Below are 14,065 nucleotides of genomic sequence, written 5' to 3'. Positions count from 1 at the left end.
ATCTCCCCCACTCTACTACATGTTCTATTTTCTTATTTGCTGCCCCAATTCTGAATACGCCAGTTAATTTGTTCATTAATACGATCTTCGTAGGCTTTGAAATTGCTTTTGGAAATCTGTTCCACATATTCCTTCCATACACCTTCAAAGTCATCCGGTTTGGCCATAATAGCTTTCGGCAAATATTTTATGGCAAGGTCATTCAGCTTCGTATTGGCCACTTTGGCTGGTGAACCATCCACCAAATCAATGCTCCACGCTGGGTAGTATACGGGATTTTCTACAGGTGATTTGAAGAACTCTGCCCATGTCTTATGGTTGTATGCTTTCAGCACTTCCTGATCCTGCGGCTTTAAGCTGTCAAAGAATTCCTGTGGCTGTGATCCCGGATCTGTTGCATTTCCGTCACTATACGTCCCTTGCATCTTAGGCAGGCCACCAAAGAACCCATCCGCTTTATTCGCTAGCTTCCATGTATTATCGTCTGCTTTCGCGCGCTGTTCAGGCGTACGGTAGAACTTGCCATCCTTTACCTCATAATCCTCGCCTTGAATACCCCATTGGAGTGTCTTCTGCCAATCTTCGGTCATTAGTGAGTCAAGGAATTTGATGATTTGAACCGGATCCTTGGCTTTCGTCGAAATCCCGAATCCGCGGTTGATGTTCAAAACTGGACGGTCACGATAGTACTCTTTGGCACCTGGATATAAGAGCGGGAACCCTACGTATGTGCTGCCGAATTTACCTTGTGATTTCAAAGAATTTTCTCCATCGCCAAAGTTCCAGTGCTGGTCGAACATCCCAATGACGCGGCCACTGGCAATTTTAGCTAAGTACTGATCGTAGTTCTGTACCAGTGCCTCTCTATCCATCAAACCTTGCGCATTGATCTCATTCAGCTTCTTGTAATAGGTCTTGGCAATATCCTTGTCCGCAAAAATTTGCGCTTTCCCGTTTTCGACGATAACACCACCGTCATTTGGGTGACCAGCTAAATGCTCAGGCGGATTAAGCAGCGGGAAGTTTCTCCAGTCGAAGCTCAACGTCTCGAACCCGATCATATCTGGATGTTTCGCTTTGTATTTCGCAATGATATCGAAATAATCGTCCAACGTTTTAGGAGTTGGATAACCCATTTCCTTCAGGACATCCTTTTGCAGGTAAAAGCCTGGTCCTTCATACGAAGTATCGTTAACTTGACCACTGAACACGCCGTAAGCTGGCAGAACATAAAGGTGACCGCTTGCAGGATCCTTGGCCTGATTCAACACGGAGGCATAGTGCTTCTTCAGATTCGGTGCGTACTTGTCAATCAGGTCCTCGAGGGGAATAAAAGCACCGGCCGCAATTAGTTTATCATCCCCAGACATAATATCCGCATAATCACCGCCGGCAATCATAACGCCCATCTTCTGCTGCAGGTCACCGACCAGAAACTCCATTTTTAGGCTAACGCCAGTTTTATCTTTTATCATCTTGTAGATCTTGTTGTCAGGAGTCGGCTGTTGACCAGGTCCACCAATGAACACAGATAATGTAACTGGCTTGACCGCGTCGGTTTTCGTTGCTGCCGGACTTGTCTGACTACCGTTAGGTGAAGCGGTGCTGCTTGCCGCATCCTTCGAGTCGCTGCAGCCTGTCAGCGTTAATCCTAGAGCCAGAACGGGTACCATTGCAGCTAAAGCAGGTCGTTTTATTTTCTTAACCATTTTTCTAGTCCTCCCTTATTGTCTCCATGAAGATGCATGATCCTATAGGCCAAACACTTATTTACTTACACTATTTATTATACCTCTCAAGAATACGCTTACAATTCACAAAATATAGGTCTTACCCCTACGAATTACAGTCATGTAAATCTAATGTTCGACTAAATAAGTCAACCCATCTACTGGCTGTTTACTTCAAGCAAGGTTGTCCGTCTGCACCTACAAGGATCGGCCTCCCACCATTTTGAGCCTATTTAAATCATTCGTCAACAAAGGCAATGATTGAGCATTTCCCTACAGCATCGACGAAGTTATTGGCAAGAACAAAATTACCCTACGGGTGAATAAACACTTCTAGCCGACGATTCATCCAACCCTTGGCTTTTCCTTTCTTACCCGTTCCATTACATTCTGGGCAAAAGAACTTCGGTTCCTCACCGTCCTCATCTCCCCATGTACATTCATACACAATGAAATCAGGAACCTGGTCTATGCACCCACATTCTAGACACACATAATCAATAAAAACTTTTGGATCATTCATTCCGAGCCAATCTTCTATCGTACCTTTCATCCCTTTGGCTGGCTCATCCTGCATGCCAAATAACCACCAGTTGCATCCTTTGCTTGCAACAAGGTCACCCCAGGGGGTTGCTGATCCCACGCGGGTTTTAGAATTACAAAATCGGTAGCCTTCTATAAAATAAGATTTAGACTGACTCCAATAAAAGAAACAGCGACAGCCATGGACGAGAAAATAAAGTCCTAGACTATCGCTGTTTGAAGAGTGGAGGACAGGTCCCCCTGTCCCCCCTCATCAAATAGCACGAGCGGTTTTCCCGCATACGGCTTTCCGATGTTCTTCACCTTGTGCAATATTGAACGTATTGAGCGTTTCTTCTTCGAATGCGCCCAGATAACCGTTTGGCTTGGCACACCTCACCATGATATCGACGATCTCATCCGCCTTGGTTTTCCTACGAAATGTCCTCGGTCAACCTTACTTCATTCATTTTAAAATTGGCAAACACTCCGAACACCTCTATTCTAAGGAGTATTGGTTAAACGATAATACCGAAATCTCAATTCGCGGGCTTGGATTCGGGCTTAGCAAGTACATGAACCGCAGTCCCTGCCTCCGTCTCAAACGAATAATTTGATGCGTCGAGTTGCGTTGGCTCGTAAATCTCCCCTTCAATCCATAATTGGATGGGCAGATTGCAACGAATACGATACACCCCTTTATAATCTGGCTTCAGTACAGCATGCTGTAATTGACCATCCTTCCATGCCATATCTACCGTTACCGCACCGCGGGCGCGAAGCCCCGTTACTTCACCATTGGACCAAGCTTTAGGGAGAGCTGGTAACAAATGAATGGCGTCAGCATGGCTTTGTAGCAGCATTTCCGCGATACCCGCAGTCCCGCCAAAATTGCCGTCTATTTGAAATGGTGGATGGTTATCGAGCAGGTTGGGCAATGTGGAGTGCGTCAATAGGGCAGTTACATTTTTGTATGCTTCTTCCGCATCTCCAAGCCGAGCCCAAAAATTCACAATCCAGGCGCGACTCCAGCCTGTATGTCCGCCTCCGTTTGCAAGTCGTCTCTCAAGTGTCCGGCGAGCAGCAGCACTTAGGCTTGGTGTCTTCTCTGGGGTGATCTGTGTTCCCGGGTGCAAGGCGAACAAGTGTGAGATATGACGATGTCCTGGCTCCACTTCCTCATAATCTTCAATCCACTCCTGTATTTGTCCATGACGCCCAATCTGAGGCTGTGGCAGCTTATCCATTGTAAGTTTAAGCGTTGTCAAGAAGTCCATATCCGTCTCTAACTGTTCACCTGCCGCTAGACATGCGAGAAACAATTCACGAGCAATCTGGGTATCCATGGATGGCCCATAGCAAAGCACGCCCGTTTCCCCATTCGGCAATCTATATGTGTTTTCAGGTGAGACAGAGGGGCAAGTGACAAGCTCTCCACTAGGAAGTTCGACCATATAACCAACAAGAAAAGCAGCCGCTTCTTTCATCATCGGGTAAGCACGTTTCAGAAAAGCCTCATTCCGCTCGAATTGATAATGTTCCCAAAGATGCAGACATAACCATGCTAGACCAAGGGGCCAATATGTCGAGGGTAGATAAAGATCCTGCGGTGCGGTATCCGCCCAAATATCAGTATTGTGATGGGCAGAACTGCCACCACACCCATACATGACTTGAGCGGTTCGGCGACCGTTTGGAATCATCCGTTCGATCAATTCAAAAAGAGGCTCATGGCATTCGGGTAAATTGCAGATCTCAGCCGGCCAATAGTTCATTTGCGCATTAATGTTAATGGTAAATTTGCTGTCCCAGGCCGGCAACATATCCTTATTCCAAATCCCTTGCAAATTCGCAGGTAAAGATCCTGGTCTGCTTGAAGCAATAAGCAGATAACGGCCATATTGAAAATATAAAGCTAGAAGTCCGGGGTCTTCAGTTCCAGCTTTCATCCGTTCCAATCGTTTGGAGGTGTCTTGTTCCACAGCATTGAATGCAGCATCAAGCCTTAACGATGTCCGCTCAAACAGTTTACAATAATCCTCATTGTGGGCCGTTAATAAATCGGTATACGCCCGTGATGCAGCACACTTGGCATTCGCAAACGCTGCGGATTCAGGGTCGGACTCTCGAAAATCCGTGGCGGCGGAAATGACCAATGTGACAGCATCGGCATTGGTCACGACCAAGTGCTCCCCAATCGTACGCATTTGGCCTCCCTCTGGTTTGCACATCAACACACCGCAATAGTTAACACCTCCGCCACTATTGCCGCTCATCATGATCGAATTACCTTCTTCTGTGCGGATACGGTCAACGTATCGGAACCTTTCCCTTCCCATTCTTGCCGTAAAGGAAATTTGGCCCGGCGTATCAGCCGTCAATCGAATCACAATCGCGCCGTCCGGATAGCTCGCAAAGATCTTGCGACGATAATGAACCTTACCCGCCTTAAAGGAAATACTGACCACTGCTTCTGATAAATCGAGCTCCCGTTCATAATCGATGACTTGATTATCGTCTAATGTTTGGAAATGAAGAAACAGATCGCCGAGCGGCACATAATGACGCTGGGTTTCAGGGATCGCAGTTAAGGCAAGCGAAGCGAGGGACTCGGCTTCTTTGAGCTTTCCTTCAAAAATGAGGCGGCGAATTTCCGGAAGATGTGCCAAAGCATCCGGGTTATGCCGATCCCTCGGCCCTCCATACCATAAGGAATCTTCATTAAGCTGCAATCGTTCGGAGCATGGCCCTCCGAAAATCATAGCTCCCAGCCGTCCATTGCCAATCGGAAAAGCTTCGTCCCAATGCTTGGCTGCGGAGCGAAAAAATAGTCTTTCTTTGTACTCTAAACGTGCTTCACTCATGATGATTGCTCCCTCACTTTACAATCGTATTCTATTTATAATCAGCAGGCTTGTATTCGAACCAATCAAATGCCGCAGGTACGATATGTTGTGGAGGCTTCGATTCGAAGCCGCACACATGCAGAGGTCCTAGCGATGGAGGAAGTTTCATCATGGATGGATCCCACTTGCTTGCGAAGAAATAATTCATTTCGACCCTGACGTGTTTCCGCATGCCCAAGGCATAATGATGACGTTCATTCATAAACACGGAAATCCCGGCTTCTTCGCCATCCGTAACCGGCATAAAGTCGAGAACCGTCTTCACCGAACAAGTGAAATGTTGATGGCGTCCCACGAAAGCTGGGCTGTCCGTATCGTTGAGCGTGACAGCTGAACCGTTTAATAGTCATGAACCTTGCATCTCAGAAAGAGACCTGTCAGAACATTTTTGTTACTATAATATTCTCTTGCCCGCCATCAAGCCCGTCTGATGACTGTTGCCGTCATGTCCACTACGATTAATTGGAACAACTTCAAGTCTTCATTGATAAACTTAAACAGCGATCAGAACTTTATGCTGACTTCGTCCAGGGGATCACCGTTTCGGGATTCAATGGTTCATGCAACCACGTAGGACGTTTGACGAAGAGTCTCCTGTTTTGTTGTGTAAGTTACGGTTTGGCGGCCCTCTCAACAGACGCGCCTTCCATCTGCTTGTGAAACTTTCTTGGTGTAAAGCCCGTAATCTGCTTGAATTGACGGCAGAAGTGCTCCACGTTGTTATACCCGCAGCGTAAAGCGACCTCCGCGATGGATAGAGAGCCGTGCAACAAATATTCCTTGGCTTGGCGGATGCGGCTTGTAATCACGTCATCCATACAAGAAATCCCGAAAGTCTTCTTGTAAATTGTCTGCAAATACCCAGGACTGATGCGGATAGAGTCGGCCATTCTCGGAACCGCCCAGTCCTGGCTAGGATTACTGTAAATGGCGGTCCGAAGCGATAACAAGTTGTAGTATTTGGGCGTAATTACTTCTTGAAAGTAAGATTCCAGCAGCTTGTTAAACAGGGTTCTCAGTAAGCAGTCAATGGATGATTCTTTATAATCTTTTTGAAAAGAGTGTTCGCTGACGAGGAGTTGGAATATTTTGTGGCAGTATTCAGGGTCATTCAATGAAAATGGCACTCCGAATGGAAGCGATGTTTCCGTTACGTACGATTCGTTAGATTCGAAACGAATCCAGTCGTTCTTATATTGTTCCGCGCAGGCCCGGTAATAAATTTTTTGATGGGGATGGTATAAAACTCCACTGTGTGCTGGGTACTCCTTCAATTCTTCATTGACCCAGAACAGGGCAGGTGTATGGGTCACGACGAGCAGCCAACAGTTATGGCCCTCAGGGATATCGAACACAAAATTGCTTGCGTGAGCGGCATCATACTCAACATAGAAAATGTTGGTCATCATGATCCTCCAGTATCAAAAAAATGACAATACATCAATTATTTAATAGCATATATTACTGTATGAAGACAGTCAACGAAGCAAAGGAACGACGGCTCGTTTGGCACTCTTGTCTAGATCGAAAACTAGATGTTCATCGAAATGGTAAAGGCGCAGCTGATTATGGTGATAGCACTCGATAAGAACAGGCGAGGTTTGCATATTCCCTGCGCTTTAAGTCACCATCATGAATGATAACCTGTTTCTCTTTCAACTCTTGCATGGCTAAATCTCCTCCCTGCAGCCTACGCTCTGGTTGTTCGATGTCATCAAAATGAACACCATCATCGTGAGCGTCCGAAGCAGTGATAGTCATGGACGTCATCCGATTCCGCAATCGTCAAAGAGACCTTGGTTGAAAAACCAAGGTCGTCTCCCGCTTTCAGCACCTTGACATTCCTGCTTACCTTGAACCCTGCGTCGGCAGCTTCATATACGTCAGTGAAGGAAAATCCCGAGCCTGTCGGCACGGTTAACGTACCTTCAGCCACGATTTTATCACCGGAAGCGGTGATGTCGGCGTAAGCTTGGTCGTAAAACTCGTTGACGGCAAAGGCGGTCTTTACCGTCACGAACATCGGCCGCTTGTTGAAATAGAGAAGTTTGCCGTTTTTTTGAACCTCAATGCCACCCTCTTTGGAGATCAGGATATAGTTGCCGAATTCCAGTTTCATGGAACTTCCTCCCCTTGTCAATCTAACCTTCCGCATACGAATTCAACGGATATTCTCTTGAAATATTGTCTCACGAGGAGCTGCATCATATCGCTGGGTTGTTCTCTGGAAAACTCGGCTTGATCCACGAATCGCATGCCGTACGGTGCCTTTGGCGTATAGGGCTCCCACCACGGCAAGTCCTCTCCCGTAGAATCTTTGCCGTTCGGATCTCCACAACGAATGAAGTTCGCCCAGTAATTGCACATTTGGCGGGCAAGATCGTAATGTTTGCCGACGAACGGCCTCCAGCATTTGGCGAGGGTCTCGAAGAAGAACCAGAGATCCACCGAGTGGAACGTACCAGGGTTATCCCAACCTGGGATTTCCGCATCGAAATTGTAATAGTACAGCGGGAGATTGGCGCCGGTATCCGCATTGGCCTGCCCGGCAATCCTTATTGCGTATTCGATGCCACTTACCGAAGCTTTTTTCAAGACCTCATCGAAGTTGCCTGACGAAAATCCGCAAATTTCAAGAAATTCATTGGCATCATCGCCGAATAGGTCGACGGCCAAGTTCTTGATTTCGTCCAGCGAACCGGCCTCCGGAGCGCTGAAAAACTCGGATGACGTATGGCCGAACATCACCGGTACCTGCAAGCGCTTGTTTTGAAGGAACAATTCGAACGCGTTGCCAACACTGAACTTATTGTCGACGACGGTGCCCCAGAACGCATTGTATTCCAGCATCTTGTCTCGGAGAGAAACCGCATCAAGCTTCCGCGCTTCCACAAGCGAGGAAATGCCGAGAAATTCGAAGAATTGAACGCCTTCCTGTTCGGCTTCCCTTATATCGCGCAGAAACCTGGGCGTGCGGGCTCCCGGGTAGAGCTCCGTGAATACCCCGCTCTGCACGATCGCTCTCTGAAAGAGGCCGTTGTTCTGTGGTGAAGTGAGCTGGCTCATGACGCTGCCGCCGCCGGCAGATTGTCCGCCGATGGTGATGTTGTCCGGATCACCGCCGAAAGCAGCGATATTGCGTTTGACCCATCTTGAAGCAGCTTGTTGGTCAAGGTGGCCGAAGTTCGTGGGAGCTTCCGGCGATTCCGCCGTGATTTCAGGGTGGCATAGAAATCCGAACACGTTCAGACGATAGTTGATCGTGACTACGACGATGCCTCTTCGGGCGATGCGTTCCCCGTCGAACTCCATCTCGGCCGTACGACCGACCTGCAGACCTCCTCCGAAATACCATACGTACACCGGCAGCTTTTCATCGGTACGGTTAGCTGGGGTCCAAACGTTAAGGTAGAGACAGTCCTCGTCCATGGCGATGTCTGGTTCCACGGCCCATTCCCGGGTATAAATATTGTTGTCGTCGATTTCTTGTCTGACCTGCATCGAGACCGGCGCGAATTCGTATGCTTTGAGCACGCCCTCCCAATCATTGACGGGCTGGGGAGCACGCCAGCGGTTCTCTCCTATGGGCGGAGCCGCAAATGGAATCCCTTTGAAGCTCGTGATGCGGGGATCAGCTGCTGATTGCCCTTGCACTAATCCGTTTTCTACGTTAACGACTCTAAGCATGCTTGATTTCTCCTTTCATCAGGCGAACTATTTCGACGAAAGTGCCTTTGCCAGAACTGAGGAATATCAACGAAGGATGGTGTATTCGCCTAGAATTAGAAAATGAATAAGGGATATATAAGAACATACATATCCCTCATTCATTAAAATTTACTTTTTAGCTAGTGCATCGGCACGCATTTTAACAATCTTTTGCGCTTTTTCCGTATCCGAGGCAAAGACATCATTCCAACCTAGGCCTATCACATCTTTCTTCATCATTTCCCAAAGCTTGTCGAACTCTGCTTGATTCTTTGCAAATACTATTTTCCAGGACGTGTTCTTTACATAGTCAGAAATCTGGCTGCGTTTGTTTTTAATATCTGATGAATCGCTTCCTAAACTTGTATTGATATTGGGGACGATATCGATCATCTTATGTTTCATGTAGTAATCTGTTGCGTTTTCTGCATTATAGGTGTTCTGCCAATCCGTCGTTAGCGCTGTCTTGTTCGCTTCAATTGTTGCGGCCCAGTAATTGCTGTTATAGAACTCCCCTGTCTTTGGATCTTTGGCAAAATCGCTTATGATCATCGTGTTCAGTTTGCTTTGTCCGTCCTGGTATCCGCCGCCTCCGTACTCATCTGGAACAGGTGTATTTTTCTGGAATGCGGTTTGACCCACCTCGGTCAGCTTAAATTTACCGTCTGCCGTCTTTTCGTAGTTGAAGCCTTCAAATCCATTCACATAGTAGCGCAGGCCTTCAGGAGAAGCCAGCCAATCCATGAATTCCATGATCCGATCGGGATCATTGGCTTTGGAACCGATAGCAAATACTCTTCCATTGCCGTAATAGGCATCGCTTGCCTGAATGATGTGCGTGTCAGCGATCGGAATAGCAACATTCCCGTCACCCTTTTTACCTCTTTCAATCGTATTGTAGAACCCTGTTTCCCATGAGTACCACAAGAGGAGTACCTGCTTGTTAGTCAGCTTTTCCGATACTTTGTTCCAATCCTGGGTTGGTGAGTCAGGGTCAACCAAACCCATCTGATTTGCTTTAAAATAAAATTGCAGAATTTTCTTATACATACTGTTGTCATCGATGAGTGGAACGATGTCGCCTTTTGCATTCAACTGGATGGTCGTGGTACCTTCTGGCTGCTCATAACCGTACCAATTGCTCAACCAACGTGCATTTTCCATAGTGCCTCTGCTGTCCCAATCCTTCCACAAGGTGATCGGAGCTATCGGTTTACCATCCGGCGTCTTCGGATATTTCTCATGCATAAGTTTCAGCACATTCAAAAGATCATCCAGATTGTTCAGCTTGGGAGCCCCAACTCCCTTGAAATAATCCCAAGGCATTATTGGGCTTGAGTAAGGGATTTGCTCCGAGTATGTCGTTGGTGAAGTATCTGCCTCAAAAGTCGGCAAAGCATAAATCTTGCCATCCGGATTTACTTTTTGGAATGCTGCATTGAAAGGTTTGAAATGATTGTCCACATATTTGGACAGGTTCTGGGTATTTTTGATCTTACCCGTGAGATCCATAATCAGACCGGCTGGAATTAATTCTTCCAACTGATTGTTATTGACGATCAGGAGATCGCCCAAATTTCCTGCTGCCGATCTTGTCTTGTATAGCTGATCGCCGGCAACCTGCGGAGCAAGAATGTTCAATGTGATATTGAACTTATCCTTAATAAGCTTTCCATACCACCCTTTCTGCTCGCCTTGATAATTTGCTGCATTGTCAAAAACGGTAATGGTCAACGGTTTACTGTGATCTATTGCTGTACTAGCCTTGGATGTAGCTTCAGTACCGGAGTCTGGTGACTTACTTGGTTCCGTTGATGCAGCCTTATTGTTAGATTCGTCTCCACAGCCGGTCAATGCTACCGAAACCATGAAGAGGCTAGCAAACAATAACAACATCGGTTTTTTTACTGCTTTACTAGATTTACTCATACTCAACCCCCATATTCTTTCAATTTATTAAACCGGTGCAAGTTATCCTTTCACTGCACCGATCATAATCCCCTTAACAAAAAACCTTTGGAAAATCGGATAAACCAGCAAAATAGGCGCTACAACAATGATGGTCACCGTCATTCGAATTGACGTAGTGGTTTGCTTTGTTGCCAGACTTGCGATCGCTGTCGAACCGGCATTCTGCAGGTTTACCATGCTGGATATGGAACTTGCCTGATTAATATAGTTATATAGAATAAACTGTAAGCTATAAAGCTTGCTCTCCGTGACCAACAACAACGTGTCCTGGAAGGAGTTCCACTGATCCACTGCAGCAAATATGGCAACTGTTGCCAATATGGGCTTACAGATGGGCAACATGATTTTGAAAAAAAGGGTCATGGTCCCGGCCCCGTCGATACTTGCCGCATGTTGCAATTCCTTCGGCGTTGATTCCACGAAAGTCTTTACAAGAATGATGAAAAACGGAGCTACGATTGTCGGCAGAATATAGGCCAAAAAATTGTTTGTCAGATGCAAAGACCTCATTGTCAAATACCACGGAATAACCCCGGCATTAAAAAACATGGTTAAAACCGTATAGCGATACCATAATTTTCGCCTCCACATATCCTCCTGGGTAAACATGAATCCCAGGAAGGCGGAAGCCCCTACCGTCAAAGCGGTTCCAATCACGGTCCTTCCTACAGATACAATGGCTGCATCCCACAAACCCGGTATTTTAAACGCATCCACGTAGTTATGAAATTGGATATTTATCGGGTAAAAGATAACATCACCTTTGGCACTGATATCGTTTGCGCTTATGGTATTAATAATGATGGAGTAAAAGGGATATACACATATAAGCGCATACAGGGAAAACAGCCCATATATTAATACAGTACTCATTTTGTCTGTTAGGCTAACTTGGACTTTCATTTTTCTGGTGAGATGGCTGCCGGGCACTTTATCATTCGGCGCCAGCCCTGCTGCTGTATCACTCATACAATACTCTCTCCCCTTAATCTTTTTGATAGTCCGTTCACAGAAAAGAGAAGCACAACACTAATCAAACTCTTTAGCATACTGATCGCGACGGACACTGAATAGCTGCCGCCCCCCATTGCAAGGTTGTAAACATATAAGTCTAAAACCTGTATGGAATCCTTGTTAAATGCATTTTGAAATACGAAATATTGCTCCAAGCCATTATTCAGAAAACTCGCAATTTGCAGCATCAACAAAACAAAATAGGTCGGCACCATACTCGGCAATACGACATGCCAGATTACGCGCATTCTTGTCGCGCCATCTACATAAGCCGCTTCGTATAGAGAATTATCTATCCCCATAATCGCAGCTATATACAATATGGCTGACCAGCCCAATGTTTTCCAGGTCGTCCAAATCCACATCATAATCCAAACATGGTCGGAGTTTTGAAGAAGTAATATAGGGGAATCGATAAATCCAAGTTGTTTCAAAAGTCCGTTGACTATACCTTCACTAGAGAACATTGAAAATGCCAATGAGTAGACCAATACCCAACTGATGAAGTTCGGCAAGGTTGTTACCGTCTGTATAAACCTCCGGAAACGTACGGATTTGATCTCAGTTAGGAATATGGCGAAAATCATTGGAAGCCAGGAGAATAGCAGATTCAAGCCACTCATCCCAAACGTGTTCTTAAGTATTTGAAGGGTTTGATCGATCTTTACTTGGTTTTCGACCAAGGTATGAAACCACTTCAGACCAACAAACGGCGATTGGGACAGCGGAATTGGCGGCGTGTAGTCAAAGAATGCATAAACCCAACCATATAGCGGGTAATATGCAAAGATACCAAGTAAAATCATAAAAGGAAGTATATAGAGAAATTTTCTTATTGAACTGCTTGTCATGCTGTTTTTTTGTATTTGCACCATGTAACGCTCCCTTTTTAATGGTATATTCAACGTATTTATTGACACATAACGATATCCAAAAAAAATATGGAGTGCCGAAATGGCAATTTCACTCTACTCCAGCGCAAAAGGTCATCGATGAATTTGAGGACGCACCTTGTGTTGATAGCGTTTTCATTCGGTTTCATTAAAGTTATTATAAGATATCATTTTTTTCAAAACAATGACCTATTCTCATCGATTATTGATCTATTCTCATATAGCTCGGTGAATCACAATGATGGCATCTATGAACAGTGGAGAAAAGAACAAATATCCATATACAAGCAACCACAAGCTATAGCTGAAGAAAGCCACATATGGTTTAATACGTGAAAAAAGCCCAGATTTCTAACATAGGAACTCCGGGATTCTAGAAAGGATTGGAGTTGTGTCCCTTTTTGTTCTTGTACCTTCCACAGAAAATCGCCATCAGCAAATACAGTACCTTGATGCATTATTGAGGTGTATTGCTTCTCCCGAGCATCCAATCGTACTAACTAAAAGCCATATTCCTCATCGCACAACCCATATTCGTAAATATTAAGTCTAAATGACTGAGATGGACTAAACCCAACCATCAGATGTCTAACCACTTCCGAATTTGGAGACATGGCTAATTTAAAATCAGCACGGACAAATTCGTTTAGACCAAAAACAGGATGTTTAGTAATCCGTTCGACTTGCTGATCTCGAATATTCCCTTTATTTCTTTTCCTTCTGGTCGATCCTTTACTCCAACAATAATGAATTTATCCCCTTCATAGCGTGAATTGGCCATAGCCCTAATATCTGTAATCAAGTCCGCATTTTTTTCTTTTAATACGAGCAAACGGGATCCGCTCGAAAGTGGTAAAGAAATATAAAGCAACAACAAATTCAAGCCACCACAATCTGCCTGTCGCTGATAACATCGTGAACCAGAACTTTACAACGAGTAAACCCAATGAGAAATGGTTGAGTGACATTACCTACATAGCGACTGCAGAAGGCTGGCTCTATCTTGCCGGCGTGCTGGATTTACATGGCCGAAAACTTGTAGGTTGGGCGATTTATAGTCGTATGAAAACGGAGCTTGTCTGTACTGCTCTAAATTTGCACACCTTGTACAGGTCCCATTACTACAATCCTCACCTTTTTTTATTATTAATTTGTAAGTAAGGATGAAATAATCTATTCTTCTTAGCTAATCTCCCGTTAGCGTAGTTCCCGCTCTTCTTCCCCTACAAAAGGGTCAAGTTCTCGCGTCCACAATAGGGTCAAATTCTTGCCGTCCGACAAAATAGGTGCACCCTGTTTCGGCAGAATCATAGAATACCAT

Annotated in this window: 12 protein-coding genes and 2 pseudogenes; 1 reads left to right on the top strand and 13 read right to left on the bottom strand. The window is 45.5% G+C overall.

Annotation, left to right across the window (positions count from 1 at the left end; genetic code table 11):
• Positions 1–32 precede the first annotated feature (32 nt).
• From AC58UU_RS03015 to AC58UU_RS02955, 13 genes and pseudogenes are all read right to left on the bottom strand, one after another.
• Positions 33–1,709 (bottom strand): ABC transporter substrate-binding protein, encoded by a 1,677-nt coding sequence (locus AC58UU_RS03015; RefSeq protein ID WP_497312822.1) that lies wholly within the window; start codon positions 1,707–1,709, stop codon positions 33–35.
• A 334-nt stretch (positions 1,710–2,043) separates the two neighbouring features.
• Positions 2,044–2,307, bottom strand: a complete 264-nt coding sequence (locus AC58UU_RS03010; RefSeq protein WP_497312820.1) for a hypothetical protein — start codon at positions 2,305–2,307, stop codon at positions 2,044–2,046.
• Positions 2,308–2,526: 219 nt separating this feature from the next.
• Positions 2,527–2,655, bottom strand: a complete 129-nt coding sequence (locus AC58UU_RS03005; RefSeq protein ID WP_497312818.1) for a hypothetical protein — start codon at positions 2,653–2,655, stop codon at positions 2,527–2,529.
• 136 nt (positions 2,656–2,791) lie between these two features.
• Positions 2,792–5,116, bottom strand: coding sequence for a glycoside hydrolase family 95 protein (locus tag AC58UU_RS03000; RefSeq protein WP_497312816.1), 2,325 nt, complete (start codon positions 5,114–5,116; stop codon positions 2,792–2,794).
• Between the two features lie 31 nt (positions 5,117–5,147).
• Positions 5,148–5,489: pseudogene (locus AC58UU_RS02995) on the bottom strand (beta-xylosidase family glycoside hydrolase); the annotation flags it as partial.
• Between the two features lie 280 nt (positions 5,490–5,769).
• Entirely contained in the window at positions 5,770–6,567 is a 798-nt protein-coding gene (locus tag AC58UU_RS02990) for a helix-turn-helix transcriptional regulator (RefSeq protein WP_497312814.1), read from the bottom strand.
• A 157-nt stretch (positions 6,568–6,724) separates the two neighbouring features.
• Positions 6,725–6,919, bottom strand: coding sequence for a hypothetical protein (locus tag AC58UU_RS02985; RefSeq protein WP_497312812.1), 195 nt, complete (start codon positions 6,917–6,919; stop codon positions 6,725–6,727).
• Positions 6,888–7,277, bottom strand: a complete 390-nt coding sequence (locus AC58UU_RS02980) for a hypothetical protein (protein WP_497312810.1) — start codon at positions 7,275–7,277, stop codon at positions 6,888–6,890. The genes AC58UU_RS02985 and AC58UU_RS02980 overlap by 32 nt, the downstream gene beginning before the upstream one ends.
• 17 nt (positions 7,278–7,294) lie before the next feature.
• Entirely contained in the window at positions 7,295–8,845 is a 1,551-nt protein-coding gene (locus tag AC58UU_RS02975; RefSeq protein ID WP_497312809.1) for a carboxylesterase/lipase family protein, read from the bottom strand.
• Positions 8,846–8,995: 150 nt separating this feature from the next.
• The gene (locus tag AC58UU_RS02970; RefSeq protein WP_497312807.1) at positions 8,996–10,795 is read right to left on the bottom strand and encodes a type 2 periplasmic-binding domain-containing protein; all 1,800 of its coding nucleotides are present in this window, start codon (positions 10,793–10,795) and stop codon (positions 8,996–8,998) included.
• Between the two features lie 42 nt (positions 10,796–10,837).
• Positions 10,838–11,806, bottom strand: coding sequence for a carbohydrate ABC transporter permease (locus AC58UU_RS02965; RefSeq protein ID WP_497312806.1), 969 nt, complete (start codon positions 11,804–11,806; stop codon positions 10,838–10,840).
• Positions 11,803–12,726 (bottom strand): ABC transporter permease subunit, encoded by a 924-nt coding sequence (locus AC58UU_RS02960; protein ID WP_497312804.1) that lies wholly within the window; start codon positions 12,724–12,726, stop codon positions 11,803–11,805. Before AC58UU_RS02960 ends, AC58UU_RS02965 begins: the two co-directional genes overlap by 4 nt.
• A 664-nt stretch (positions 12,727–13,390) precedes the next feature.
• Positions 13,391–13,525: a hypothetical protein gene (locus AC58UU_RS02955; protein WP_497312802.1), complete on the bottom strand. Its 135-nt coding sequence runs from the start codon at positions 13,523–13,525 to the stop codon at positions 13,391–13,393.
• 38 nt (positions 13,526–13,563) lie between these two features.
• Here AC58UU_RS02955 and AC58UU_RS02950 point away from each other — a divergent pair.
• A pseudogene (locus AC58UU_RS02950) lies at positions 13,564–13,842 on the top strand (DDE-type integrase/transposase/recombinase); the annotation flags it as partial.
• Positions 13,843–14,065: the final 223 nt, after the last annotated feature.

This window comes from Paenibacillus sp. JT22N1, assembly GCF_059692155.1.
Note: the sequence above shows the minus strand (reverse complement) of the source record. Positions and strands in the feature narration are given on the sequence as shown.